Below are 26,658 nucleotides of genomic sequence, written 5' to 3'. Positions count from 1 at the left end.
CGTCCGCCGGAACGGGGCCCGCACGGTGAGGGAACGGTGTCAGCGGATCATCCGGACAGGGTGAACGCCTGGGCGGGCGAACCGTCGCACGGCTGCTGCGAGAGCCGGGCGCCGTCGGCCGCCGAAGAGCCGTCCACGGTGAGGCACTTGCCGCTGTGCCGCGCGGTGAAGCGGTACTGCCCACCGGTGCCGACGGACTCGGGCTTCCACTGCTGGTTGGCTCCGCCTCCGTACGTCCACAGGTGGACCCTGGTGCCGTTCCCGGTGGCACCCGTGCCGCCGTCGACGTCCCAGGCCTTGGCGTTGTGCCGGTTGACGACCTGGTAGGTGCCGTCGCCGGTGGGGCGGAACTGCCAGCGCTGGTTGGCCCCGGTGCCGCAGGCCCATTGCTGGAGCGCGGTGCCGTCGGCGGTGCCCCAGTCGGCGGCGTCCAGGCAGGCGCCGCTGTTGCTGTTCCTGACCTGGTACCAGGTGTCCGGGTCGATCGGACCGGTGGGCGGCTCGGTGGTGGAGCCGGTGCCGTCCCAGACGAACGTGGCGACCGCGCCGGCCGGCAGGGTGTAGGCGAGGGACTTGCCGTCGTCGGTCAGTGAGAGCCGCTGGGCGCCCGCACCCGTGTTCACCACGTACGCGGCGCGGCTGCCGTCGGGGTTCTGGAAGGCGACGTTCTGCACACCGCCGCCGCCCTGGCTGGTGGAGCCGATGCGGGTGGCACCGGCCTTGACGAACTTGGCGACGTGGCCGAGGACGTAGTACTCGGCGTTGCGGGTGACGTCGCCGTTCGCGATGTCGACGACGCCGTTGCAGCGCGTGCCGCAACCACCCTGATGGGGGCCGCCGTTCCGGTCGAGCGCGAGGTTCCAGTTGATGACGGTCTCGCCGCCGTGGCGCATGTTCTGCACGACGAGGTTCTCCGCGTGCCACCGCAGGGTGTCGGCGAAGGTGGCGGACGGGTCGGCGCTGTCGGTGCCCGAGCACTCGGTGAAGAAGACGCGCTTGCCCGCGTCGACGACCCGCTGCTGGGCCGAGGGCGCTCCCCCGTAGCAGTGGAAGGCCGCGCCGATCACCCGGCTGATGCCCGGAGCCCCGTCGAACACCTCGACCGGATAGTTCGGGTGGTCCCAGTTGTGGTCGTAGGCCAGCAGGTTGGTGGGGAGACCGGCGGCGGTGAGGGTGCGGTCGAGGACCTTGAAGAACGCCGCCTGCTGGCCCGACGTCATGGTCATGGAGGGGTAGGAGGCCGCGAACTCCGGTTCGTTCTGCACGGTGAGGTCGGTCAGGCCGATGCCCTCCTGGCCGTACGCCCGGATGGACCTGACCAGGTAGTCGGCGTAGTCCTGGTGGTTCTCCGTCCTCAGACTGCCGCCGATGAGGGAGTTGTTGGTCTTCATCCAGGCGGGCGGGGACCAGGGGGAGCCCATGAAGCGGATGGACGGGTTGACGGCGGTGGCCTGCTTCAGGACCGGGATGATCTCGCTCTTGTCCCGGGCGATGGAGAAGGCGCCCCGGGTGTCCTCGTAGCTGTGGAATCCGCCGGCGGCGTTGAAGTCGGAGTCGCCCAACGGCTGGCGCAGGTAGTTGAGGCCGATGCCGTCGCTGGTGGAGAACAGCGACCTCATCAGCTCGTCGCGCTTGCCCTGCGGAAGGCTCTGGATCAGGTGTGCGGAGGCACCGGTGACCGAGGCGCCCGCGCCGGTGAACTTCTGGCCCTTGCTGTTGCCGTCGATCCGTATGTCGACGGCCTGGGGCGTGGCGGTGAAGGGGATGCTGCCGTCGGAGGCCAGCTTCCTGCTGCCGTCCGGCGTGGTGATCCACACCTGGGCCGCGGGGTCGGCGGCCTGGGCGGTGCCCGTGCCGGACAGTCCGAATCCGGCGACGGCCAGGGCCAGGGCGGCGCCTGCGGCTCTCGCCGCCCGACGGCGGACGGGGCTGAGTGGTGACATGGTGCGGCTCCTTCTGTTCGTACCTGTGCGGGTGGTGCGCGCGGCGCCTGCGGCCCTCGGTCCCGCTCCGGGCCGGTGCCGGCACTCGCGCTCAAATGCCGCTGCACGAGGGGGAGTTGGAATGCCGTCGCATATGAAAGCACACCCACTGAGTGGTTAGTAAGTGATGTAGGTCACCTATCGAGGTGTCGTACGGGGAGGCCGGCGCCCGCCAGGACGAGCGGGATTAGGCTGCGCGGGTGAGTAACCCTTCAGCGAGCACGCCCGCCCACAAGGCCCGGCCCCGCACACCGCGCAGTGCGGAAGCCAAGCAGCGGCAGCAGCGCATCCTGCACATCGCGACGGACACCTTCGGTACCCGCGGCTACAACAACGCCTCGCTCGCCGAGATCGCGGAACAGGCCGGTCTCACCCAGGCGGGTGTCCTGCACTACTTCCGCTCCAAGGCGCTCCTGCTCACCAGCGTCCTGGAGCTGCGCGACCAGACGGACATCGAACAGCTGGGCGCCGACCGCCCCCAGGGCCTGGAATTCCTGCGTCACCTGGTGGACACCGCGCTCCGCAACGCCGAACGGGAAGGCATCGTCCGGCTGTACGCCGTGCTGTCGGCCGAATCCGTCACCGAGGACCACCCCGCCCAGACCTACTTCCGCGACCGGTACACCGGGCTGCGCGCCTTCGTGGCCGACGCCCTGCGCGAGGCCTGCGGCCTGCCCGAGGACCGCGCGTACGAGGCCGAGACCGCGGCCAACGCCGTCATCGCGGTCATGGACGGCCTGCAGGTGCAGTGGCTGCTGTCACCTGAGGCCGTGGACATGGCGGCCTCGACCGACCTCGTCGTCAGCTCCCTGCTGACCACCCTCGCCCCCCACCGGTTCGGGCCCGCCGGGGAGCGCTGAGCCGCTGGTCGCGGGCGGCTCGCCACGTGCCCCTCACCCGTGGCCGGTAACCGCTCCCGCCTTCGTGAGAAGCGCCACCGGCCGGTCCTCGAAGAGCCGCGCCACCGGGACCGCGGCTCCCGTGAACACCCTCCCCGGCACCAGCAGATCGGTCCACGGCCCCTCGTCGGGCAGCGCCAGCTCCGTGTCCCGCCAGCCGCCCTCCTCGTCGAGCCGCAGGGCCAGCCGGGTCACCGCCGTGACCACCTCACCGGACCGGCAGAACGCCAGACAGTGCGCCGCCGCGGGACCCCGCGCCGCCAGGGGGGCGTACGTGCCCGTCTCGCCGAAGAGTTCCGGGCGCTCCCGGCGCAGCCGCAACGCGGCCGAGGTCAGCTCCGCCTTCTCGTCGCCGCCCCCACGCGGTCTGCTGAACGGCGCCCGGTTGTCCGGGTCGACCAGCGCGATGTACTCCCGCTCCGTGCCCTGGTAGAGATCGGGCACCCCGGGCATCGTCAGATGCACCAGAGCGGCACCCAGCACGTTCGCCCGCACGAAGGGGGCGAGCGTGTCCGAGAACCTGGCCAGCATCGGTCGCGCCTCGCCCGCGACGCCGCCCGGACCGGCCGCCACGAAGTCGGACACCGCCCGCTCGTACGCCGGATCCGGCTCCGTCCAGCTGGTGTGGAGGCCCGCCTCACGCACGGCCTTCAGCAGCGCGGGCTCCAGGCGGCCCGCCATCTCCCCTGCGGGCAGTCCCGCACAGCCGTACGCCGACTGCCAGGCCTGCCAGGCCAGCTGGGGGTCCGGAGCGGGCACGGACGCGGCCCTGGTCAGCTGTGCCACCAGCGAGGACCATCGCTCGGGGCACTCGGACAGGACCGCGATCCGGGCCCGCACGTCCCCGCTGCGCTTGGTGTCATGCGTGGTCAGTACCGTGCCGGTGGCCGGCCAGTCCCGCGCGATGCGTGCACAGAACGCGTGGAACTCCTCCGGGCTCACCGCCGGCTGCCCCGGGTCGCCGCCCACCTCCGTCGCCGAGATGAGCGGCACGTAGCGGTAGAACGCCGTGTCCTCGACGGACTTGGCGTGCAGTGCGGAGGCCGTCTGCGCGAACCGGGCGCAGAACGCCGCGTGTTCCGGGCCGTCGCCGAGCCGGCCCAGCGCGAGATCCCGGACCACGTCGACGGCCTGCGCCTCCTCCGGGACCGAGAACACCGCCTTGGCGTCCCGCACCGCCTCCGCCGGGAGCGTCGACTCGGCGATCCCGGTCAGCGGCCCGCCCGCCGTGACGTAGGGCCGGTAGACGGGGACCCGCACCAGGAGCTCGCGCACCGCCGTGTGCAGCGCCCACGGCGCGTGGTCGTGCAGCGCCGGATCACCGGCGCACGCCTGCACGGCGAGACGGGTCAGCCACTCCGTCTCGGCCGCCAGCTCATGGGTGACGACGCGGTACGCGGCACGGCGGACCGTCGCCGGCCAGTAGCCGCCGCGGTCCCCGGGAGGGCCGGCGAAGTCCCGGTAGCGGCCGAGCAGCTCCGCCGCGCCCATCGGGTCGGTGAACACACCGTCGATCCGGTGCAGCGCGTCGTACCCGGTGGTCCCCGCGACCGCCCAGCCGGCCGGCAGCGCCTCGGAACCGGTGAGGATCTTCTCCACCACGGTCCACCGGCCGCCGGTGGCCTCACCCAGCCGCCCCAGGTAGGCGGCGGGGTCGGCCAGCCCGTCCGGGTGGTCTACGCGCAGTCCGTCGACGACGCCGTCACGGACCAGTTCGAGGATCTTGCCGTGCGTCCCGGCGAACACCTCGGGATGCTCGACCCGTACACCGATCAGATCGGAGATGGTGAAGAACCGCCGGTAGTTCAGTTCCGTCCTGGCCAGCCGCCACCACGCGAGCCGGTAGTGCTGGGCGGCCAGCAGCTCCTGGAGGGGGAGGGAGGCGGTGCCCTCCCGCAGGGGGAACTCCAGGTCCCCGTAGCGGAGCACGGGCGTGCCGTCGTCGCGGGTGCCCGCCTCGAAGCCGCCGCTCTCGTCGCCGGCGCGCCCCGCGAGCACGGGCAGCAGCACCTTCCCGCCGCCGGCCGCCCAGTCGATGTCGAACCAGCGGGCGTACGGGGATTCCGGGCCCTCCCGCAGCACCTCCCAGAGAGGCAGGTTGTGCCGGGGCGCGGCCGCCATGTGGTTCGGCACGATGTCCAGCACGATCCCGAGACCGTGGGCGTGTGCCGTGGCGGCGAGCTGCCGGAGGCCCGCCTCGCCCCCGAACTCGGCCCGCACCGTGTGGTGGTCGACGACGTCGTAGCCGTGCCCCGAACCGGGCACGGCCTCCAGCACGGGGGACAGATGCAGATGCGAGACGCCGAGCTCGGCGAGATACGGCACGGCGTCCGCGGCGGCGGCGAACGGGAAGTCCGGTTGGAGCTGCAGCCGGTACGTGGCAGTGGGCGTCATGGACTCGTACGTACCCAGCCGGGCGCCTCTCTCCCACCTTCTCCGCCACCGGCACCGGCCCGGCAGCCGCCGGACCGGTGCCCGTCACCCCATCGGCCTACGCCGGACGCTTGAGCACCGTCAGGCTCCGCCCGACCAGCGTCACCCGCTCGCCCGCGGAGACCCTGGGTCCCGCGCCGGGCGGCACCCCGTCCGGGATCGCCGTGTCCACGACGACCTGCCACCGCTTGCCGTGGTTCATCGGGACGGCGAATTCCAGGGACTCCGCGCTCGCGTTGAACATGAGCAGGAACGAGTCGTCGGCGATCCGCTCACCGCGCGGGCCCGGCTCGGAGATCGCGTGGCCGTTGAGGAAGACCGTCATGGCCTTGGCGTGCGCGGCCTGCCAGTCCCGCTGCGTCATCTCCGCACCCCGGGGGGTGAACCACGCGATGTCGGACAGCTCGTCGTGCGTCCCCTCCACCGGCCGGCCGTGGAAGAAGCGCCTGCGCCGGAAGACCGGATGGTCGCGGCGGAGCCAGACCATCGACCGGGTGAACTCCAGCAGGCTCGTGTCCGAGCCGCCCCCGTCCTCCTCGCCTTCCTCGGTGCGCGTGGCGGCGGCCGGATCGGGCCAGTGGACCCAGGAGAGCTCGTTGTCCTGGCAGTAGCCGTTGTTGTTGCCCCGCTGAGTACGGGCGAACTCGTCGCCGTGGCTCAGCATGGGAACACCCTGGGAGAGCATCAGCGTGGCGATGAAGTTGCGCATCTGACGGCTGCGCAGCTCCAGGATCTCCTTGTCCTCGGTCTCGCCCTCCGCCCCGCAGTTCCACGAGCGGTTGTGGCTCTCGCCGTCCCGGTTGCCCTCGCCGTTGGCGTCGTTGCGCTTGTCGTTGTACGAGACCAGGTCGTGCAGCGTGAAGCCGTCGTGGCAGGTGGTGAAGTTGATGGAGGCCAGCGGACGCCGGCCGTCGTCCTGGTAGAGGTCCGAGGAGCCCGTGAGGCGGCCGGCGAACTCCGCCAGGGTGCGGGGCTCGCCCCGCCAGAGATCCCGCACGGTGTCCCGGTACTTGCCGTTCCACTCGGTCCACAGCGGCGGGAAGTTCCCCACCTGGTAGCCGCCCTCACCGACGTCCCAGGGTTCGGCGATCAGCTTCACCTGGCTGACCACCGGGTCCTGCTGCACCAGGTCGAAGAACGAGGACAGCCGGTCGACCTCGTGGAACTGGCGGGCGAGAGTCGCCGCCAGGTCGAAGCGGAACCCGTCGACGTGCATCTCGGTCACCCAGTACCGCAGCGAGTCCATGATCAGCTGCAGGACGTGGGGGGACCGCATCAGCAGGGAGTTCCCGGTGCCCGTGGTGTCCATGTAGTACTTCTGGTCATCGGCCAGGCGGTAGTAGGAGGCGTTGTCCAGGCCCCGGAAGGAGAGCGTCGGACCGAGGTGGTTGCCCTCCGCCGTGTGGTTGTAGACCACGTCGAGGATGACCTCGATGCCGGCCTGGTGCAGTGCCTTCACCGCCTGCTTGAACTCCAGCACCTGCTCGCCGCGGTCGCCCCAGGAGGCGTAGGCGTTGTGCGGGGCGAAGAACCCGATGGTGTTGTAGCCCCAGTAGTTGGCCAGTCCGGCGTCGGCGAGACGGTGGTCCTGGACGAACTGGTGCACCGGCATGAGCTCGATCGCGGTGACGCCCAGCTCCGTCAGGTGGGCGATGATCTCCGGATGCGCGAGCCCCGCGTAGGTGCCGCGCAGCTCCTCGGGCAGGCCCGGGTGAAGCATCGTGAGGCCCTTCACATGGGCCTCGTAGATCACCGTGCGGTGGTAGTCGGTGCGGGGGCGGCGGTCGTCGCCCCAGTCGAAGTACGGATTGACCACGACGGAGCTCATCATGTGCGGCGCGGAGTCGAGGTCGTTGCGCTCGTCCGGCTTGCCGAACGGGTAGCCGTACACCGCCTCGCCCCACTGGATCTGCCCCGAGATCGCACGTGCGTACGGATCGAGGAGCAGCTTCGCGGAGTTGCAGCGCTGCCCGTTCTGCGGTTCGTAGGGCCCGTGCACCCGGAAGCCGTATCGCTGCCCCGGCATCACCCCGGGCAGATAGGCGTGACGGACGAAGGCGTCGGTCTCGCGGAGTTCCACCGCCGTTTCTGAACCGTCGTCGTGCAGCAGGCACAACTCGATTCGGTCGGCGGCCTCCGAGAAGACCGCGAAGTTGGTTCCGGCGCCGTCGTACGTGGCGCCGAGCGGATACGCGTGTCCCGGCCAGACCTGCATAGATAGGACTCTTCCACTTCTGATCCGGGTGCTGGGTGTTTTCGACCCGATACTCCCCGAAAGACGGTCCCGTACCTAGTACGTCGGCCGGTGCGGCCGGGTCCCGTCGACGCGGTCCCGGCGGGCCGGTCAACCTGGGGCACCGTGCTGTCGCCCGAACAGGGGGCTCGGGCCGCCCGACAGCTCCTCCGTCCGGTATGCGGCATGCGAGAGGGTGCGCAATCACTATGAACCATCTCACTCCACCTGATCTCACTGCAAGGAACAGGCCTGTCGCGCAGGGGAGTTGAGTGAGGAGCCTGTGCATCCGGCTGCACCGGCTCCCGCTCCCGGAGTACCCTTCCTTGATCGTTGGTGGGGGAGTGGAAGGCGGTACACGGGTGAGCTCGGGAGGATTCGAGCTGCCCCCAGGTGACGCAGGTCACGAGGGGGAATCGACCGATGCCCCGCCAGGCGCTGTCTCCCTCGCGCGGCCCATGGAGATCGGCGCCGAGCTGGACTGGGGAGCGGACGCCTGGAGCGAGGTGCGCACACGGGCCCAGCGGGCGGGGCGTGCGTACATCTGGCTGAATCTGGTGGAGCAGCGGCTGCGCGCCGTGGTCTCCGCCGTGATCCGGCCCATCTACGAGCCGGTGCACGGCGAGGACTGGGTGGTGGCCGCCGCCGGGCCCGCGGGCCAGGAGTGGGTGCAGCGCGCCGTCGCGGTCCGGGAGGTCTCGCGCCGCAAGGGCTACCTGCTCGACCCGGCCGACGACAACGTCCTGAGCTTCCTGACGCTTCCGCAGCTGCGGGAGCTGATGGTCCAGCACTGGCCCTGTTTCGAGCCGTACTTCGACGACCGCCGCGAGGTGGAGCTCGCCCTGGACGAGCTGGAGGTGGCCCGCAACGTCGTCTCCCGCAACCGCGCCCTGAACGAAGCGGTCCTGGCGCAGGCGGAACGGGCCTCCGCGCGGCTCCTGGAGATCCTCGGCAGCGGGGCCGCGGTGCCGTCCGCCGACCGGCTGCCGGTGGACGCCGTGGAGGACCTGGTCGGCGACCGGTACGCCGACGTGGTCTCCGTCCATCCGGACCGGGTGCGGCTGCAGCGTCAGCTGCCCGCCGAGGACCTGTTCGGCGGGGCGCGCCGGCTGGACGCGATCGGCATAGGGCTCAATCTCCTGACGCAGAACTTCTCGGGGCGCCGGCTGGTGCGTCTCGCCGAGTCGGGGTGCCGGGTCAGGCTGCTCTTCATCAATCCGGCGAGCAGCGCGGTGAAGCGCCGCGAGCGCGAACTGGGTCTCAAGAAGGGCGAACTGAGCCGCTCCGTGGAGATGAACATCCTCCACATGCGCCGGGTCCGCTCCAAGCTCCGCGACCCGGGCGCCTTCCAGATCCATGTCTTCGACGAGACGCCGCGCTTCACGGCCTACCTGGTCGACGGCGACGGGCCCGACGCGGTCGGGGTCGTCCAGCCCTATCTGCGGCGCGCACGCGGCATGGAGGCCCCCGTGCTGGTGCTGCGGGGAGGGGGGCGTGCCGTGGTCAGGGCGGGGCAGGACAGCGAGCACGGCCTCTTCGGGACGTACCGCGAGGAGTTCGAGTCGGTCTGGACCGACTCCAGGCCCGTCTCCTGACGCCTCTTCCCGCGTTGTCAGTGGTGCGTGCGAAGGTGGTCGTCACTCGGGGGAAAGCACCAAAGGAGGAGGTACGGGATGAGCTGGACGAGCGGGGCGTTGCTGGCGTTCGACCTGGAGACCACGGGGACGGACGTCGAGACCGACCGGGTCGTGACGGCGGCGGTCGTCCGGCTGGAGGCGGACGGATCCGTCTCCGAGGAGCGGACCTGGCTGCTCGATCCGGGCGTGGTGATACCCGAGCAGGCTTCCGCGATCCATGGCATCTCGACGGAACGCGCCCGCGAACACGGGGCTCCGGCCGTCACCGCGATCGACGAGATCGCGGCTGCCGTCGCCGACGGGCTGCGCTCGGGAACGCCTCTGGTGGTGATGAACGCCCGCTACGACCTCTCGCTGCTGGACCGTGAGTGCCTGCGTCACGGGGTCGCGTCGGTCAGCGAGAGGCTGGGGGACACACCCTCGCCCGTCATCGATCCGCTGGTGATCGACAAGCACGTCGACAAGTACCGGAAGGGGAAGCGGGCCCTCCACGCGCTGTGCGCCCACTACGGGGTGTCCCTCGACGACGCGCACGACGCGAGGGCGGACGCCGTGGCCGCGGCCCGCGTGGTGCGGAGCATGGCCCAGAGGCACCAGCCCGTCGGCGTGATGGCGCTGGAGGATCTGCACGGCCTCCAGGTGCGCGCGGCGGCCGAGCAGTCGCTCTCCCTGCAGGCGTACCTGCGGCGCACCGCGGATCCGGCGGCCGTCGTCGAGCCGGCCTGGCCCCTCATCCCGCGGCGGCGGGAGCCGGCGGCGGGGGAGGGCGATCCGACGCGCGGGGGCGTCAGTTCGGAGCGGGTGATGCCGTCTCGTCGGCCTTGATGCCGGAGCTGACCCGGCCGGCCGGGGCACCCGCAGGACTCACAGCCTTCCGAAGACCACTCCGCGCCAGGTCCAGCCCGACCCGAGAGCGGTGTCGCGCAGGGGGTCGGTGAGCCGCGCACTGTCGAAGCTGGACGACTCCGTCGCTTCGAGTCGCCCGTTCTCCCCCCGCTTGAGCGTGTAGCGGCGGGAGACGGTCCTGCCGGCGCCGCGCGCGTACTGCGACGACGTCTGGAGCCGCGGAGGGTTCCCGACGCGCGTGACCTCCCACTGTTCCTCGACGGCGCGCACCTCATGGGCTTCCCCGGCCAGTCGCATGCGGATCCGGATGGCGTGCGTCAGCTGGGAGGAGACGAAGAAGTTGTGCCAGGCGGGTTCGGCGATGCGCCACTCGGCCACCAGATCGGCGCCGTGCGCGGCGCCGTCTCGAATGACGTAAGGGACCTCCGCGCTGTTGAGGGCGAGCAGCCCTGACCGCACGTCCTCCGCAGAGCGGGGTGCGACCCCGTCCGCGGGGTGCCTCGTTCCGGTCAGCATGTCGAAGAATCCCATGGGCTCAACCTATGAGGGGCCGGATCGGCCGTGCAAGGCAGGCCTGGACGAGGGGGGTTCAGAAGGGGTACCAGCGCACCTCGGGGTCGTCATCGCGCAGGGAGGCGACCCTGCGCCGGAATTCCGCGAGCGCCTTCGGGTTCGCCGGTGCGTGCTGGGAGACCCAGGCGCAGCTCGCCGTCTCGCGGGCGCCGCGCAGCACCGCGCACCCTTCCCAGGAGCGTACGTCCCATCCGTAGGCCTCCGTGAAGGCGTCGTAGGCCTCGGCGGACAGGCCGTACCGGTCGCGGGACAGGGCGAGGACGACGAGGTCGTGCTCGCGCAGATCCGCGGAGAAGGTCTCCAGGTCGACCAGCACCGGCCCGTCCGGGCCGACGTGGACGTTGCGGGGCAGGGCGTCGCCGTGGACGGGGCCCGGTGCCAGATGCGGGGCGAGGGCCGCCGCGGCCTTCGCGAAGCCGTCGCGCCGGCCGCGCAGGTAGTCGGCGTCGGCCGGATCGATCGCGTCACCCGCGAGCCGCAGCCAGCGCTCGACGCCGCCGAGCAGTTCGCGGCGCGGCAGTGTGAAGTGCCCGGGGGCGGACAGCGCGTGTACCTGTGTGAGCAGCGGGGCCAGATCGCGCGGTTCGGTCGGGCGCACGGCCGCGGGCAGCCGGTGCCACAGGGTGACCGGGTGCCCCTGGACGAGGCGGGCCCGGGGTTCGGCGGCCCGCACGGCGGGTACGCCCGAGGCTGCGAGCCACTCGGCGACGGCCACCTCGCGCTCGGCCCGCTCCCGCAGCTCGGGGTGGTGGGTGGCGTCCCGGCCGACCTTGGCCACCAGGTCGCCGGCGGAGAACACCGCGTTCTCACCCAGTGCGAGGAGTTCCGCGCCGCCGGGCAGGCCGGTGGCGGTCAGTACCTCGCGCGCGCGCATCTCGTCCATGGCCCGATTTTCTCATCCCCGCAGGCCACCTTGACGAACGGTCGGCCCGTCAGCACGATGGCGGAGGCCGCCCGGGTGGTCCATACGGGGATGAAGCCGATCCGAGGAAGCAAAGGGGTCGAATTCGTGACACTGGCGACCGCAGTGCCGCGGTCCGGGCGTAAGACCCCCGGCGGCGGGCGGGGTGAGGCCCGCCGGAGGGACGGCGCCGCGTGGTTCCTGGTGCTGCCCGCGCTGATCCCGATCCTGATCCTGAGCGTCGGCCCCCTGCTGTACGGCATCGCGCTGGCCTTCACCGACGCGCAGTCGGGCCGCACCCGCTCCACCCAGTGGGTCGGCGTCCTCAACTTCCAGGACCTCATGCACGACACCCTGTTCTGGGACTCCTTCCGGATCGGTCTGCTGTGGGCGGTCGGGGTCACCGTCCCGCAGTTCGTGCTCGCGCTCGGTCTCGCGCTGCTGCTGAACGCGAACCTGCGGATGCGCTGGCTCGCCAGGGCCCTGGCGATCATCCCGTGGGCCATGCCCGAGGTCGTCGTCGGCATCATGTGGCGCCTGGTCTACAACCCCGACGCCGGCATCCTCAACGAGACCATCCGCGATCTGGGTCTCGGTGACGGCAGGGACTGGCTGACCGGGCTCGCCACCGCACTGCCCGCGGTGATCGTCGTCGGCATCTGGGCCGGCATGCCGCAGACGACCGTCGCGCTGCTGGCGGGCCTCCAGAACACCCCGCACGAACTCCACGAGGCGGCCGCCCTCGACGGGGCCGGGGCCTGGCGCCGCTTCCGTACGGTCACCTGGCCCGCCATCAGGCCCGTGGCGCTCGCCGTCACGGCCCTCAACTTCATCTGGAACTTCAACTCCTTCGCCCTCGTCTACGTCCTGACCAGCGGCGGACCGGGCGGCCGCACCCGGTTGCCCATGCTCTTCGCCTACGAAGAGGCCTTCCGATACGGCCAGTTCGGCTACGCCGCCGCCATGGGATGCGTGATGGTCGCCGTCATCTCGGTGCTGCTCGCCCTCTATCTGGTCGGCCGGCTCAGGGGAGGCGAGGACGCATGAGCCTCCGTACGGGCAGGACCGCGCGCGCAGGGCAGTACGCCGCGCTCGTGTGCTACCTCGTCTTCCTGGCCTTCCCCTTCCTCTGGCTGCTCTCCACCGCCTTCAAGCCGGCCCGTGAACTGGGCTCGCTGCATCCCACGTGGATCCCCGAGAACCCGACGCTGGACAACTTCCGGCAGGCCTTCGACGAGCAGCCGCTGCTCCGGGCGGCGGCCAACTCGCTCACCGCCGCTCTCTGCGCCGCCCTGATCGCGGTGGTCATCGCCACACCCATGGCCTATGTGATGGCGCGCCACCGCGGCAGGCTGTCCACGGCCGCCACCGGGTGGGTCGTGGTCAGCCAGGCGTTCCCCTTCGTCCTGGTGATCATTCCGCTCTTCCTCGTCCTCAAGTACCTGCACCTGATCAACTCCCTGTGGGGTCTGATCCTGGTGTACGTCGTCTGGTCGCTGCCCTTCGCGCTCTGGATGCTCGCCGGATACGTGCGGGCGGTGCCGCCCGAACTGGAGGAGGCCGCCGCGGTCGACGGGGCGGGGAAGGCGCGCATCCTCGTGTCGGTCACCGCGCCGCTGCTGGCCCCCGGGATCGTCGCCACCGCACTCTTCGCCTTCATCACCGCGTGGAACGAGTTCTTCTTCGCGCTCGTCCTGCTCAAGACACCGGAGAAGCAGACCTTGCCGGTCGTACTCACCCACTTCCTCGGCGCGGAGGGAGTGGCCGACCTCGGGCCGCTCGCCGCCGCCGCCTTCCTCGCGACCCTCCCCTCGCTCGTGCTCTTCGCGGTCATCCAGAAGCGCATCACGGGCGGTCTGACGGCCGGGGCGGTGAAGCACTGATGCGCCGCCTCCCCGGGGTCGCGGCCGCGCTGACCACCGCGCTCGCACTCCTGCTGACCGGCTGCGCGGGAGACGGCGACCGCGGCGAGGACGGCACGATCCGGCTCAGTTTCCAGTCGCTGGCCTGGCAGAAGGAGTCCGTCGACGCCAACAAGCAACTCGTACGGGAGTGGAACGCCGCCCACCCGGACATCCAGGTGGACTACGTCCAGGGCAGCTGGGACAACGTCCACGACCAGCTGCTCACCTCCTTCGAGGGCGGTGAGGCGCCCGACATCATCCACGACGCGTCCGACGACCTCGCGGACTTCGCGTACGGCGGCTACCTCGCGGATCTGCGGTCCCTGCTCCCGGACCGGCTGACCGGGGACATCCCGCGGCGGTCCTGGGAGACGACCACCTTCGGTGACGGCGTCTACGGCGTCCCCTTCCTCCAGGAACCCAAGGTCCTGATCGCCAACACGAAGATCCTCGAGTCCTCGGGCGTACGGATCCCCACGCCCGCGAAGCCGTGGAGCTGGCCGGAGTTCCGGCAGGTCACCGAGAAGCTGACGGAGAAGGGGACGTACGGGGTCGCCTGGCCCCTGAAGGAGCCGGTCTCCGTCACTCTCAACCTCGGGCTCTCCGCCGGTGGACGGCTCTTCCACCGCGGTGGGGACGGCAAGGTGACCATCCGCTTCGGCGAGGGCGACGGTGTCATGCCCGGCACGGTCAGGGACCAGGTCAACTCCGACGGCAGTGCCGCGCGTTCGGCGCTCGGCATGGGAGGTTCGGACACGCTGCCCGGCTTCTTCGGCGGCAAGTACGCCATGGTCCCGCTGGGCTTCTCCTACCGTCAGCAGGTCGTCGAGCAGGCGCCCGAGGGATTCGAGTGGACGGTGCTGCCCGCACCGGCCGGCAGCGGAGGGCTCGCCCAGGGGGTCAGCCCGCAGACCCTCTCGGTCGCCGAGGACAGCCCGCACAAGAAGGAGGCGGTGCGGTTCATCGACTTCCTGCTGCGCCCCGCGAACATGGTGCGGCTGGCCAGGGGCGACTGGATGCTGCCGACCGGCACCGCGGCCCTGGCCGACCCCTCGCTGCACACCGAGAAGAACGGCTGGGCGGCGGGCACCGCCCTCGCCAGGGCGCTCCGCCCCGCCCCCGCGCAGTCGGTGCGCGGGTATCCCGAGTGGAAGGACAAGGTCGCCACGCCCGCGCTTCAGGAGTACTACAGCGGCGCGATCGACACCGAGGAGCTGAGGAAACGCCTGGTCGAGGACGGGAACCGGGTGCTGGCCCGCTACCAGCGCTGACCGGGGCGCGGGGCGGGGCCCGAAACCGAATCGGACGAGACGTATCGTCTCGTTTACGGTGGTGGCATGTCATCGACCCGGCGAGCACACATCGCCATGTTCTCCATCGCCGCCCACGGACACGTGAACCCGAGCCTCGAAGTGATCCGGGAGCTCGTCGTCCGTGGGCACCGCGTCAGTTACGCCATTCCGGCCTCCTTCGCCGGGACGGTCGCCGCCACCGGGGCCCAGCCGGTGATCTACACCTCGGTGCTGCCCACCGCCGACAACCCGGAGGACTGGGGTACCGAACTCATCGACAACATCGAGCCGTTCCTCGCGGACGCCGTCCAGGCACTCCCGCACCTCGCCGGTGCCTTCGAGGGGGACGAGCCGGACCTCGTCCTGCACGACATCACCTCCTACCCGGCCCGCGTCCTCGCCCACCGCTGGGGCGTACCGGCCGTCCAGCTCTGGCCCAACCTGGTCCCTTGGGAGGGGTACGCGGAGGAGGTGGGGGACCCCCAGACCGCCGGGCTCAAGCAGACCGAGCGGGGCCGGGCGTACTACGCGCGCTTCGCGTCCTGGCTCGCCGAGAACGGTCTGGGCGACCTCTCGTCGGACGACTTCGTGGCACGCCCGCGGCGCGGCCTGGTGCTGATCCCCGAGGCGCTCCAGCCGAACGCCGACCGCGTGGACCACTCCAGGTTCACCTTCGTCGGCGCCTGCCAGGGCGACCGGGCCGACCAGGGGGAGTGGAAGCGTCCGGCCGACGCGGACAAGGTCCTGCTGGTCTCCCTCGGATCCTCGTACACCGACGAGCCCGCGTTCTACCGCGAGTGCGTCAAGGCCTTCGGCGATCTGCCGGGCTGGCACGTGGTGCTGCAGATCGGGACGCACGTCGACCCCTCCGCACTCGGGGACCTGCCGGACAGCGTCGAGACGCACTCCTGGGTCCCGCAGCTGTCCGTACTGAAGCAGGCCGACGCCTTCATCACCCACGCCGGCGCGGGCGGCAGCCAGGAGGGGCTCGCCACCGGCACCCCGATGGTGGCGGTCCCGCAGGCCGTCGACCAGTTCGGCAACGCGGACATGCTCCAGGCGCTCGGCGTGGCCCGGCACCTGCCGAAGGACCAGGCGGACGCCGCGTCCCTGCGTGCCGCCGTCCTCGCGCTGGTGGACGACCCGGAGGTCGCCGCGAGGCTGGCGCGGATCCGGGAACGGATGGCGGGGGAGGGTGGCACGCGGCGGGCGGCCGATCTCATCGAGGCCGAACTGCCAGTGAGGTGAAGTGCGGCCAGGAGCCGTCGTCGCCGTTGCGCACACTGATGGCGATGCCCCCGGTCGCGGCGCCGCCGGTCACGCGCGCGGCCCGCTTGATCTGCGTCCTGCCGTCCACGACGACGACGGTCCGGCCGTCCTCCACGGCGATCCTGACCCGGTGCTCGGCGGCGTCGGTGAGCCTGCGGCGGCCGATCTCGTGCCAGCGGCCGTCCCGGATCTCCAGCAGGCGTACATAGCTGTGGCTCAGCCCGACCGCGACCGGGTCGAGGCTGCCGTCGCGGACGGTCAGGCGGACGTTGTTCCTCGCGTCGCGCAGTCCGCCGGCCCGGGCGTCGACGGTGTAGCCGCTCCAGTCGGCTGTGCTCTCCGGCCGGTACGAGGCCGCGGCGTACCGGCGGCGGGGGTGGGGTCCCGCGCCGGTGAACGCCCCCAGGCCGGTGGTGCCGGAACCGCCCTCGTGCCGCCAGAGCCCCGGCTGCGTGAGAGGGGAGGGGCACGCGGCGGGGAGCACCGCCGTCCAGCGCTCGACCTCGGCCATCAGATCCCCGACGGCGGTGTCCGCGGTGATCTCCACCCGGCGTACCTCGCGGGCCGCAGCCGCCCTGCGCCCGGCGGGCAGCGGGCGGCCGGAAGTGTTGGTCAGGGCGGCGGTGAACCGCGAGGCGAGCGCCGCACGCAGGATCCGGTTCGTCGGACCCACCGAGATGTGCCCGTCCGCCTCGGAGAACGGATAGGCGAACAGCTCGGGGGCGGGCAGGCCCTGACGGGTGATGTCGTCGTTCGCCCGGTCGAGGTCCTCCTCGACGCGCCGCCGGTACTCCCGCTCCGTCTCCCGCCGCTCCTCGCCGGGCAGCCACAGCCGGCCGGCGAGGACGGAGGACATCCGGCCGGACGCGTCCACGGCCGCCCGCCTGTGCAGATCGCGCGTGTGGTTCTGGAAGTCCCAGCGGCCGGACCGGTGCATCCGGCCGATCTCCTCCCAGGAGAGGTAGTACGGACGGTGGCTGCCGACCGCGCGCGTGATGAGGAAGGCCGCCGCCTTCATGCGGTACCGGGCCAGGACGCGGTCGGCGTGCACCCACAGCCCGTGCGTCCCGTCGTCGAAGGTCAGGAACACCGAACGCGGCCCCGGCGCCGGCCCGCCGCGGAGATAGGCGGCGAACTCCTCGCTGCTCAGGGTGCGGTAACCGGCAGCCGAGAGAGCGGCGAGCTGGGCGTCGAACGCCTCGGGGGTCACGGTGTAGCGGCTGGGGCTGTCCCGGGCGATGTCGTGGTACGCGAGCACGACGGGGGCGGTGTCCCGCGCGCCGTTCCCCGAGGGGGTGCCGCCCACGGCCGCGGCGGCACCGGGCCGGGCGTCGGGAGGCGCTTCCTGGGCCGCCACCGCCCGGCTGAACTCGTCGTAGCGCCAGGCACCGTAGAACGGGACGCAGACCATCGTCAGGGCGGCCACCCCGAGCAGGGCCCGCTTGGTGGCGGAGTGGGTCACGGAAGGGTCCCCCGGAAGAGCACGAGTAGGTACACGGCGACGACGGCGGCCGCGCTGAGCAGTGCGGCCAGCACCCTGGACGCAAGACGGGCCAGATTCCTCATGACGCACCCCTGGACCACACACCGCGCCGGACGGTGAGCAGGGAGTACGGCAGCAGCCAGGCGAGCAGTACCGAGGAGAACAGGCTCATGAGCGGCCGGTAGCGCCAGCGGGTGTCCCCCGGGTGATCGATCTTGTACGCGAGCCCCCAGACGCAGCCCTTGAGGACGACGCCGCAGAAGTAGAGCAGGGTCAGGAAGAGGGCCCCGTGCAGCGGCGCCCAGACCAGGTGAAGGAACGCCATCACCGGTGCGGCGAGCACCCACAGCGCGTGTCCGTAGTAGAGGGCCGCGGGCCCGGGGCCACGGCGCCACATGAAGGAACCGGTGAAGAAGAGGTTGCGGATGAAGCTCTTCTTCCAGCGGATCTGCTGGCGCAGGAGGGGCCCGAACCGGGCGGGCACATCGGTCCACACCTTCGCGGAGCGCACGTACCCCACGCGCCAGCGGCGCTCGGCGAAGTCCTCCTCAAGGAAGGGCGATCCGGCGTACCGGCGCTTGAGCGCCCGGCCCGTCCACGCCTGCCCCAGGACGTAACCCGTCAGCTGGCGGTCGGTGGCGAAGCGGAAGGGTGCGCCCAGGAAGCGGTCGTCGGCCCACGCGGGGAGGTAGTTGTAGACGGCGTCACGGCGGAACACGGCCAGCGGGCCCGAGACACAGGACACCGAGCCGAAGGACGCCTCGGCGGCCTTGGCGACCCTGAACTGGCCCTCGTACCAGACGTCCTGCACCCGTGCCAGCAGACCGGAGTCCGTGTTGAGCGCCCGGCAGTGGCCGCTGACCGCCCCCAGCTCCGGATGGGTGGCCAGCGCGTGCACGCACCGGCGCAGCGCGTCGGGGGCGAGCACGCAGTCGGAGTCGGTGAAGGCGATGATCTCGGTGTCGGCGAGCGCGCAGGCGCGGACCAGCGCGTGCTTCTTGCCGACGTTGGCTTCCAGATGGATGACCGTGATCCCGAGCTCGTCGCGGAGTCTGTCCAGGACCTCGCCCGTGCCGTCCTGGGAGTGGTCGTCGACGACGACGATCCGCACTCCCGGGCAGTCGGAGGCGGCCATGGAGCGGACGCACGCCTCGATGCCGTCCGCCTCGTCCTTCACGGCGAGCAGGAAGGCGACGCGTGGGTTCGCGGTCAGCGGAGGGAAGGCCTCCTCCGGGCCGGGCCGCACCCGCAGTTCGCCCTCGGCGGGGTCCTCGTACCGGCTGTAGGCGACGTAGAGCATGGTGATCGTGCCGGCCAGTACGACGAGTCCGTAGCAGACCGGCAGGTTCAGGCGCGGCAGCCGTGCGGCCTGGTGGGCCAGCACGGTCAGCAGGGGCATCAGGCACAGGAGGACGAGCAGCCGGCGCACCCCGTGCCTGACCGCGGGATCGGCGGGCGCCGCGCGGCGGCGGAGGGCGCGGAGGCGGGGTGAGCGGTCGGGGGGCGGCGCGGCCGGTGTGCCGGGGAGGGGACCCGCGGGCGGCCGGTGGAGCGTCGTCACCGGTGGGCTCCCCCTTCCCAGGGCGCGGCGCACTGCCGTGGGCCGGGGCCGCCCCTGGCGGTGAAGCCGAAGAAGGCCATCTCGGTGTTGTCCCCGCGCAGCCCGACGCCTCCCGGCGTGGCCAGCCTCCCCGGTGTCCTGTCCTCCGCTTCCAGTACCGTCCGTCCGTTCAGGGCGAGCGTGATCCGCACGTGGTCGTCGTCGCAGCCGCTCACCGTGGCCGACACCTGATGCCAGCGGCCGTACTCGACGGCGTACTCACGGGCGGCGAGCGTGGTGTAGAGGCCCTCCTCCTCGGGGGAGTGGCCGGGCGCAGGATATTTGCGCTTGAGAACGACGGCGCCGTCGCGGCGGCGGAAGCTCAGGGCGTACAGCTCCTGGGCGCTGCGGTAGCGCAGCCATAGGTGCCCGCCGTCCCAGTCCTGCGCGGGAGTGCGTCCGGTGGCGCCCGGCGGCCTCAGGAACACCCAGAACCGCACGGCCGTGTCACCGAAGTCCCGGCGGCGGGTGACGAGCCGGAAGACGGAGGACCCGGTGTGCGGGACGGAGCCGGGGCCGGGGGAGCCGCCGTCCGGTACCCCGGTCCAGCCGAAGGCCCAGTGCGCGAAGAGCGATCCGCTGGTGACGGTCCAGTCGTCCGAGAGCACGGCGTCGGGGGAGTCCGGGTGGCCGTGGGCGTACTCGTTGGTGACCAGCCCCTCGAGCGGGAAGGCCGGGCGGAAGACGTCTCCCGGACCGCCCGGGGCCTTGTCGTCGGCGGGCCGCCCCGCCGGGTCCGGCGCGTCCGCGGTGAGCGCGGCGGCGAACCCGGCGGCAGGTGCGGCGACCGCCGCGGTGAGCAGCGCCCGCCGGCTCGTCGTGCGGCCGCTCTCCGGGGCGGGGGTCCTCCTCATACCGCGGCGCCCGTGGCGGCCCTGGGGAGGCGGTGCGTGACGTCCAGGACCGCGGGGCCGTCGTCCAGCCAGTCCAGGTCGGTGCCCGGATGCACCGTGTGCACGACGACCAGGTCCCACCCCAGCGCTCCGGGGGCTCCGACGCTGTGCCGCGGGACGCCGTGCCGGTCCAGGCTCGGCACCAGGGGGTCGGCGTACTCGACGGTGGCGCCCCAGGCCGTGAGCCGGTCCATGATCTCCAGCGCCGGGCTCTCGCGCAGGTCCGCCACACCGGGCTTGTAGGCGACGCCCAGGATCAGCACGCGGGCGCCGGCGATCGCCACTCCCCTCGCCGCCAGGGACTCCCGCGCCTTCCCGGCCACCCTGGCGGGGCGCTCGGCGATCGCCGTCATCGCCGCGTCCACCAGGGGGGAGGCGACCTTCCTCGCCCGCAACTGCCACAGCAGGTAGTGCGGGTCGCAGGGGATGCAGTGCCCGCCGACGCCGGCACCCGGGTAGAAGGGCATGAAGCCGTACGGCTTGGTGGCTGCGGCGTCGATGACCTGCCGGGGCTCCAGCGCGAACTCCAGGCAGCTCTCGGTCAGTTCGTTCGCCAGCGCGATGTTGACGGCCCGGAAGGTGTTCTCCCAGAGCTTGCTCATCTCCGCGGCCTCGGGGCTGTCCACCCGGTGGACGGACGGGGCCGTGCCGGCCAGCAGCGAGGCGGCGAGCTCGGTGCTGCGAGGGGTGAGCCCGCCGATGACGCGCGGGGTGCGGTCGGGGGAGTGGGAGGGGTTGCCGGGATCGATCCGCTCGGGGGCGAACGCCACGAAGACGTCCTCGCCGGGCCGCAGCCCCCGCGCCGTGAGCGGTGCGACGAGGAGGTCGCGGGTGGTGCCCACGTAGCTGGTCGAGGTGAGGACCAGGAGTTGCCCGGGGAGTGCGTGGCGCACCACCGACGCGCAGGCGGCGGTGAGTGCGCGCAGGTCCGGCCTGAGCATCCCGTCGACCGGGGTGGGCACGCAGATGATCACCGAGTCCGCGTCCGCGACCGCCGCGGGCTCGGCTGTCAGCCGGAAGGCCGGGTCGGGGAGCGCCGCCGTCAGCCGGCTGTGCTGGGAGGGCAGCAGGTCGACCCGGCCGGACCGGATGTCCCCCAGCCGGGACTCGCTGGTGTCCACGCCGATGACCGTGTGACCCGCCGCGTGCAGGGAGAGGGCGGTGGGCAGTCCCACGTAGCCCAGGCCGATGACGGCGACGGTGGCGCGGCGCTCGTGCTGGCTCTGGGCGGGGAGGGCCGCGGCGGTCGCGGGGCCGGGGGGCGGGACGGCCGTGCGCGTGCCGGCGCCGTCCGGCGCGGCGTCGTCCCGGTTCGCCGCACGCGTGGTCGGCCATGTGTCCTGGTGAGAGTCATGGGGTGTGTTGCTGGCGATGTGCACGAACGAAACATGCCATTCCGGTTTGCCGTTACGCCGTAGCGGATGCAATGACCCGAGCCGGGTCGGGTCGAGTTCACCCGTCCGGAACCCCGGTTCGCCCCAATGCGCGCGAGCGGGGCGGGGGCGTCTTGCCTGCGTACAGGCGGAATGTTCCGGTCCGCTGTGGCGAAAGTTTGCCGAGTGCGTGACGGCTACATGAAGGTCTTGATCTGGGCGCGTCAATCGAGCAGGGTTTCGAACCAACCCCCGGAGATCTTCCGGCCGAGGGTCAATCCCCCCACAAAGAATGACGAGGAGACCCCCTCTTCATGGCAATTCACAAGCGTGTCCGTTCGGTCAAGCTCACCGCCGCGATAACTGCTGTGGCGGCGGCCGCCGGTGTCACCCTGCTCACCACACCGTTCGCGGGAGCCGCCCCGGCGCCCGCGATGGGCACCGTCTACGGTGCGGACGCGGCAACAGCCGTCTCCGGCAGCTACATCGTCATGCTCGACGGGAAGGCCGACAAGGCCGACCTGGCCGAGGAGTACGGCGGCACGCTCCGCCGGAACTACAACTCTGCCGTCAACGGCTTCTCCGCCGGCGGCCTTTCGGAGACCGAGGCCAAGCGGCTCGCGGCCGACCCGGCCGTCGCCAAGGTCGTCCAGAACAAGAAGTTCCACATCGACGCCACCCAGGACAACCCGCCGTCCTGGGGGCTGGACCGGATCGACCAGGCCGAGACCGCCGGGGACGGCGCGTACACCTATCCGGACGCGGCGGGCGGGGACGTCACGGCGTACGTCATCGACACCGGTGTCCGGGTCACCCACAGCGACTTCGAGGGCCGTGCCACGTCGGGCTTCGACGCCGTGGACAACGACGAGGACGCCGACGACGGCAACGGGCACGGAACCCACGTGGCCGGCACCATCGCCGGCGCGGCCCACGGCGTGGCCAAGAAGGCGAAGATCGTGGCCGTCCGCGTCCTGGACGACGCCGGCTCGGGCACCACCGAGCAGGTCGTCGCGGGCATCGACTGGGTCACCGCCAACCACCAGGGTCCGTCCGTGGCCAACATGAGCCTCGGCGGATCCGCGGATCCGGCCCTCGACGCCGCGGTGCAGAAGGCCATCGCCTCCGGCGTCACCTTCGCGGTCGCCGCGGGCAACGAGTCGAGCGACGCGGGCGAGGGCTCCCCCTCCCGCGTGCCCGAGGCGATCACGGTCGCCTCGTCCACGAAGGACGACGAGCAGTCGTCGTTCTCCAACTTCGGCTCCGTCGTGGACATCTACGCCCCCGGGTCGGACATCACCTCCGCCTGGAACGACAGCGACGACGCCACGAACACCATCTCCGGTACGTCCATGGCGACCCCGCACGTCGTCGGCGCCGCCGCCGTCTACCTCGGCGGCCACCCGGACGCCACCCCGGAGGAGGTCGCCGCGGCGCTCACCGGGGGAGCCACCCCGGACGCCATCTCGAACGCGACCGAGGGCACGGCGAACAAGCTCCTGAAGATCGTCGAGTAGGACCGGCGGAGACAGGTACGAAGGCCGCCGCGCTCTCCCCCACGGGGCGCGGCGGCCCTCGCGCGGAAGGGACCTAGGGTGTGTTTCGAAAGTCCCGCCTGCCTGGCGACGTCTGGCACGCACGCTCGCGGCGTTGCGGAAATGCCCTGGTAGCTCCGCTACGAGAACATTTCCGCGCCTTGCGATCGCACGCACGAGACGCCGCCAGGCCCGCCCTCCGGGCGGACGGCGCTACTTTCGAAACACGCCCTAGGGTGGGGGCATGAGCACGATGTACGCGGCGCTGCTGCGCGGGATCAACGTCAGCGGCCACCGGCGGGTCCCCATGGCGGATCTCCGTCAGCTGCTCGGAGAGCTGGGGCACGAGGACGTCGCCACGCACCTGCAGAGCGGGAACGCGGTGTTCCGCAGTGCGTCGGGTGACGAGGGCGCCCTCCGCGCCCAGTTGGAGCAGGCGATCGAGGACCGCTTCGGCTTTCCGGTCGACTGCCTCGTCCGCCCGGGCCCCTACCTCGCGGGTGTGGCCGACGCCTGTCCCTTCCCGGCCGCCGAGCTCGAGGGGAAGCAGTTGCACGTGACGTACTTCGACCAGGCCGTCGACGCCGCGCGGTTCGCCTCGGTCGACGCCGGCTCCTTCCTCCCCGAGGACTTCCGTCTCGGCGACAGGGCCCTGTACCTGTACGCGCCCGACGGGCTCGGCCGCTCGAAGCTCGCCGCCGCGCTCGGACGCCCCGCCCTCAACCGTGGCCTCGTCGCCACCAGCCGCAACTGGAACACCGTGGCCAAACTCGTGGAGATGACGCGTGACTGAGCCCTCGCCCGCCGTGGCCGCAGCCGTCGAGGGCGAGCTCCGCCTCCTCGACCCCGTGGTGCGCGCCTCCGCGGAGGTGCTCGCCACCCTCCTGCACCCCGACTTCAGGGAGATCGGCACCAGCGGACGGCTCTGGGAGCGGGACACGATCATCGCCATGCTCACGGAGCCCGGCGCCCCGCACCCCGGGCCGCTCACCGCGTCCCGGATGCGGGGTGACCAGCTCGCGGCGGATCTGGTGCACCTCACCTTCGACACGGAGTCCAAGGGCCTGCGCTCCCACCGCAGTTCGCTGTGGCGGCTGACCGGGGGCCGCTGGCTGCTCTACTTCCACCAGGCCACTCCCTTCATCGACGATCCGTTCGCCGAGTTCTGAGCGCCTGCCCCGCCGGTTCCCCGTCACCGAGCCACAGCACACACCGGCATGGCGCCGCAAGAGTGCCGCCCCGGTCTGATCCGCCCCCGGAGCACGGCCGGTTCTCGCCGGAAGGGCTGATTCCAGCCATGCTGGACCGCCGGGCAAAGCGCAGGTAAACCGCCCGAAGGGACGGCGGCCGGCGGGGCCCGGTCCGGGCCGTGTGCGCGCGGGTGCGTGCCTCTCGCGGACAGTCGCGGCGTGTGTGAACGCGATGCGCGTAGACAGAGGCCGAAGTCCGCCCCCCGTTCCGGGCTTTGCTGCAATTCGCTGCCCTCTTCCGTTCGGTGGGCGGACGCCGGCGTTCGGAGGTCATGCGTACGCATGCCGGGGTTCACGGTCCGTTCTCCGTTCACGGTCCGGAAGGCGACCTTGTCACCCGGCCAAGCGGAGTCAAGGATTCGAGGCGTGCGGTTGGCAGGTCCACGACGAGATAACCCACTGGTCGCGGACGGCCGCACACCTCGGTCCGCCCACCCAGCGGACCGGACACCCCCCAACGACGGAGGATCCTGTGACCTTCAAGCGCTTCGCCCCCCTCGGCTCGCTCTCCAGACGCGCTCGCCTCATCGCCGCGACCTCGGGTCTGGTCACCGCCGTGGCGCTTGCGGCACCCACCGCGGTCGCCCAGGCGGCCCCGGACACCGTGACGAAGGCCGAGCTGGCCGACGCCAGTACGGCCGTGCGCGGTGCCGACATCGCGGGCACCGCCTGGTACACCGAGGCGGGCACCGGCAAGGTCGTCGTGACCGTCGACAGCACGGTCAGCGCCGCCGAGATCGCCACGATCAAGAAGTCGGTCACCGACTCGGGTGCGAAGGCCGACATCAACCGCACCGAGGGCACGTTCAACAAGCTCATCGCGGGCGGCCAGGCCATCTACGCGGGCGGCGGCCGCTGTTCCCTCGGCTTCAACGTCCGCAGCGGCAGCACCTACTACGCGCTGACCGCCGGACACTGCACGGAGATAGGCAGCACCTGGTACACCAACTCCGGCCAGACCACCAGTCTCGGTACGCGGACCGGCTCCAGCTTCCCGACCAACGACTACGGGATCATCCGGCACTCGAACTCCGCCGCCGCCGACGGACGGGTCTACCTGTACAACGGCAGCTACCAGGACATCACCTCCGCCGCGAACCCGCGCGTCGGCCAGGCCGTCAAGCGCAGCGGCTCCACCACCGGTGTCCACAGCGGCACGGTGACCGGCCTGAACGCGACCGTGAACTACGGCGGCGGCGACGTCGTCTACGGCATGATCCAGACCAACGTCTGCGCCGAGCCCGGTGACAGCGGCGGCTCGCTCTTCTCCGGCACCACGGCCCTCGGCCTCACCTCCGGCGGCAGCGGCAACTGCTCCTCGGGCGGCACCACCTTCTTCCAGCCCGTCACCGAGGCGCTGAGCGCCTACGGCGTCAGCGTCTTCTAGGACCTCCGGCACCACCTGCCGACGGGCCGCGCTCCCCGAGCGCGGCCCGTTGCCGTACCCGCTTCCCGCGCGAGAGACGCTGTGCCAGGCTCTCGGCATGCGAGGCATACGAGGCATGCGCTACATCATCGTGGGTACGGGCGCCGTCGGCGGCGCCATAGGCGGACGGCTCGCGGAGGCGGGCCAGGAGGTGGTACTCGTCGCACGGGGAGCGCAGTACGCCGCACTGCGCGACGACGGTCTTCGCCTCACCACTCCCGAGGGCACGCGCACCCACCGCCTCCCCGTCGCCGACGGGCCAGGAGCCGTGGACCTCGGCCCGGACGACGTACTCGTCCTCGCCGTCAAGACACAGGACGCCATCGCCGCCCTCGACGCCTGGAGCGCCCGGCCCGTACGGGGAGGCGGAACGGCGGGGGAGCGGCTGCCCCTCATCTGCGCGCAGAACGGGGTGGAGAGCGAGCGGACGGCCCTGCGCCGGTTCCGCCACGTCTACGGCTGCTGCGTCTATCTCCCCGCGACCTTCGTCGAGCCGGGCAGGGTCTCCGCGCCCTGCGCCCCGCTCACCGGCATCCTGCACCTCGGCCGCTACCCCTCGGGCACCGACGACACGGTGCGCGCCGTCGCGGCGGACTGGGAGAAGGCGAATCTGGCGGCGCCGGTCGTCCCCGACGTGATGCGCTGGAAGTACGCCAAGCTGCTCTCCAACCTCGCCAACGCGATCGAGGCCACGACCGGTGTGCTGGACAGCCCCGGCGCGTTCGCCCTGTTCGACCGTGCCCGCGAGGAGGGGAACGCCGTGCTCACGGCGGCCGGCATCGAGGCCACCGGCAGGGAGGAGCAGGAGGCCGTCCGCGGCGACCGGATCCGCTTCGACCCCTTCGACGGCTCCGAGCGCGGCGGCGGATCGTCCTGGCAGAGCCTCAGCCGGGGCACGGGCACCATCGAGGCCGACCACCTCAACGGCGAGATCGTCCTGCTGGGCCGGCTGCACGGCATCGCGACCCCCGTCAACGACGTACTGCGGCGCACCGCGAACCTCTTCGCCCGGGAGCGGCGCGCGGCCGGATCGATGACGGTGGCGGAGCTCACGGCGCTGGTGGACGCCGAGGCCTGACCGGTTGTCGCGTTTCTTCAAGACCGGGCACTTCTTCGAGATGAAGCGCGA

General features: G+C 71.8%; 21 protein-coding genes. 12 read left to right on the top strand and 9 right to left on the bottom strand.

What is annotated here, in order from left to right:
• Positions 1-47: 47 nt before the first annotated feature.
• Positions 48-1,943, bottom strand: a complete 1,896-nt coding sequence (locus tag ACIRJR_RS18930; protein WP_403781637.1) for an RICIN domain-containing protein — start codon at positions 1,941-1,943, stop codon at positions 48-50.
• Between the two features lie 239 nt (positions 1,944-2,182).
• Between ACIRJR_RS18930 and ACIRJR_RS18925 the strand changes: the two genes are divergently transcribed.
• Entirely contained in the window at positions 2,183-2,842 is a 660-nt protein-coding gene (locus ACIRJR_RS18925; RefSeq protein WP_403781635.1) for a TetR/AcrR family transcriptional regulator, read from the top strand.
• A gap of 33 nt (positions 2,843-2,875) precedes the next feature.
• Here ACIRJR_RS18925 and treY read toward each other — a convergent pair whose 3' ends face one another.
• Complete coding sequence (treY, locus tag ACIRJR_RS18920) at positions 2,876-5,275, bottom strand: malto-oligosyltrehalose synthase (RefSeq protein ID WP_403781632.1); 2,400 nt, start codon at positions 5,273-5,275, stop codon at positions 2,876-2,878.
• Between the two features lie 97 nt (positions 5,276-5,372).
• The gene (gene glgX / locus ACIRJR_RS18915; protein WP_403781629.1) at positions 5,373-7,529 is read right to left on the bottom strand and encodes a glycogen debranching protein GlgX; all 2,157 of its coding nucleotides are present in this window, start codon (positions 7,527-7,529) and stop codon (positions 5,373-5,375) included.
• A 380-nt stretch (positions 7,530-7,909) separates the two neighbouring features.
• Here glgX and ACIRJR_RS18910 point away from each other — a divergent pair, with 380 nt between their 5' ends.
• Together ACIRJR_RS18910 and ACIRJR_RS18905 are read left to right on the top strand one after the other, a co-directional pair.
• Entirely contained in the window at positions 7,910-9,142 is a 1,233-nt protein-coding gene (locus ACIRJR_RS18910; RefSeq protein ID WP_403781626.1) for an SAV2148 family HEPN domain-containing protein, read from the top strand.
• Between the two features lie 78 nt (positions 9,143-9,220).
• Entirely contained in the window at positions 9,221-10,009 is a 789-nt protein-coding gene (locus ACIRJR_RS18905; protein WP_403781622.1) for a 3'-5' exonuclease, read from the top strand.
• 39 nt (positions 10,010-10,048) lie between these two features.
• Here ACIRJR_RS18905 and ACIRJR_RS18900 read toward each other — a convergent pair whose 3' ends face one another.
• Both ACIRJR_RS18900 and ACIRJR_RS18895 read right to left on the bottom strand, forming a co-directional pair.
• Entirely contained in the window at positions 10,049-10,561 is a 513-nt protein-coding gene (locus ACIRJR_RS18900) for a hypothetical protein (RefSeq protein ID WP_403781619.1), read from the bottom strand.
• A 58-nt stretch (positions 10,562-10,619) separates the two neighbouring features.
• On the bottom strand, positions 10,620-11,486 hold the full coding sequence (locus tag ACIRJR_RS18895) for a phosphotransferase (protein WP_403781616.1): 867 nt from the start codon (positions 11,484-11,486) through the stop codon (positions 10,620-10,622).
• 132 nt (positions 11,487-11,618) lie between these two features.
• Between ACIRJR_RS18895 and ACIRJR_RS18890 the strand changes: the two genes are divergently transcribed.
• The 4 genes from ACIRJR_RS18890 to mgt all read left to right on the top strand — a co-directional run bounded on the left by ACIRJR_RS18890 (position 11,619) and on the right by mgt (position 15,948).
• Positions 11,619-12,551: a carbohydrate ABC transporter permease gene (locus tag ACIRJR_RS18890; protein ID WP_403781943.1), complete on the top strand. Its 933-nt coding sequence runs from the start codon at positions 11,619-11,621 to the stop codon at positions 12,549-12,551.
• The gene (locus ACIRJR_RS18885) at positions 12,548-13,387 is read left to right on the top strand and encodes a carbohydrate ABC transporter permease (protein ID WP_403781613.1); all 840 of its coding nucleotides are present in this window, start codon (positions 12,548-12,550) and stop codon (positions 13,385-13,387) included. The genes ACIRJR_RS18890 and ACIRJR_RS18885 overlap by 4 nt, the downstream gene beginning before the upstream one ends.
• The gene (locus ACIRJR_RS18880) at positions 13,387-14,679 is read left to right on the top strand and encodes an ABC transporter substrate-binding protein (RefSeq protein ID WP_403781610.1); all 1,293 of its coding nucleotides are present in this window, start codon (positions 13,387-13,389) and stop codon (positions 14,677-14,679) included. Before ACIRJR_RS18885 ends, ACIRJR_RS18880 begins: the two co-directional genes overlap by 1 nt.
• Positions 14,680-14,745: 66 nt before the next feature.
• Entirely contained in the window at positions 14,746-15,948 is a 1,203-nt protein-coding gene (gene mgt / locus ACIRJR_RS18875) for a macrolide-inactivating glycosyltransferase (RefSeq protein ID WP_403781607.1), read from the top strand.
• On the opposite strand, the gene ACIRJR_RS18870 is transcribed toward mgt, so the two are convergent.
• The 4 genes from ACIRJR_RS18870 to ACIRJR_RS18855 form a co-directional block, all read right to left on the bottom strand.
• Complete coding sequence (locus tag ACIRJR_RS18870; RefSeq protein ID WP_403781604.1) at positions 15,920-17,431, bottom strand: polysaccharide deacetylase family protein; 1,512 nt, start codon at positions 17,429-17,431, stop codon at positions 15,920-15,922. The genes mgt and ACIRJR_RS18870 overlap by 29 nt on opposite strands.
• Positions 17,432-17,531: 100 nt before the next feature.
• Positions 17,532-19,013 (bottom strand): glycosyltransferase, encoded by a 1,482-nt coding sequence (locus ACIRJR_RS18865; protein WP_403781601.1) that lies wholly within the window; start codon positions 19,011-19,013, stop codon positions 17,532-17,534.
• Entirely contained in the window at positions 19,010-19,906 is an 897-nt protein-coding gene (locus ACIRJR_RS18860) for a hypothetical protein (protein ID WP_403781598.1), read from the bottom strand. Before ACIRJR_RS18860 ends, ACIRJR_RS18865 begins: the two co-directional genes overlap by 4 nt.
• Complete coding sequence (locus tag ACIRJR_RS18855; RefSeq protein WP_403781595.1) at positions 19,903-21,324, bottom strand: nucleotide sugar dehydrogenase; 1,422 nt, start codon at positions 21,322-21,324, stop codon at positions 19,903-19,905. The genes ACIRJR_RS18860 and ACIRJR_RS18855 overlap by 4 nt, the downstream gene beginning before the upstream one ends.
• 308 nt (positions 21,325-21,632) lie before the next feature.
• Between ACIRJR_RS18855 and ACIRJR_RS18850 the strand changes: the two genes are divergently transcribed.
• The 5 genes from ACIRJR_RS18850 (at position 21,633) to ACIRJR_RS18830 (ending at position 26,607) form a co-directional block, all read left to right on the top strand.
• Positions 21,633-22,835, top strand: coding sequence for a S8 family peptidase (locus ACIRJR_RS18850; protein ID WP_403781592.1), 1,203 nt, complete (start codon positions 21,633-21,635; stop codon positions 22,833-22,835).
• A gap of 262 nt (positions 22,836-23,097) precedes the next feature.
• A complete protein-coding gene (locus ACIRJR_RS18845) occupies positions 23,098-23,646 on the top strand; it encodes a DUF1697 domain-containing protein (RefSeq protein ID WP_403781589.1) in 549 nt (182 codons plus the stop codon).
• Complete coding sequence (locus ACIRJR_RS18840; RefSeq protein ID WP_403781586.1) at positions 23,639-24,022, top strand: DUF4440 domain-containing protein; 384 nt, start codon at positions 23,639-23,641, stop codon at positions 24,020-24,022. The genes ACIRJR_RS18845 and ACIRJR_RS18840 overlap by 8 nt, the downstream gene beginning before the upstream one ends.
• 553 nt (positions 24,023-24,575) lie before the next feature.
• Complete coding sequence (locus tag ACIRJR_RS18835; RefSeq protein ID WP_403781583.1) at positions 24,576-25,490, top strand: S1 family peptidase; 915 nt, start codon at positions 24,576-24,578, stop codon at positions 25,488-25,490.
• A gap of 115 nt (positions 25,491-25,605) precedes the next feature.
• Positions 25,606-26,607, top strand: coding sequence for a ketopantoate reductase family protein (locus ACIRJR_RS18830; protein ID WP_403781941.1), 1,002 nt, complete (start codon positions 25,606-25,608; stop codon positions 26,605-26,607).
• Positions 26,608-26,658: the final 51 nt, after the last annotated feature.

The sequence above is a fragment of the Streptomyces sp. NPDC102402 genome, assembly GCF_044765765.1.
Classification (GTDB): domain Bacteria; phylum Actinomycetota; class Actinomycetes; order Streptomycetales; family Streptomycetaceae; genus Streptomyces.
This window is presented reverse-complemented; position numbering and strand designations above follow the sequence as displayed.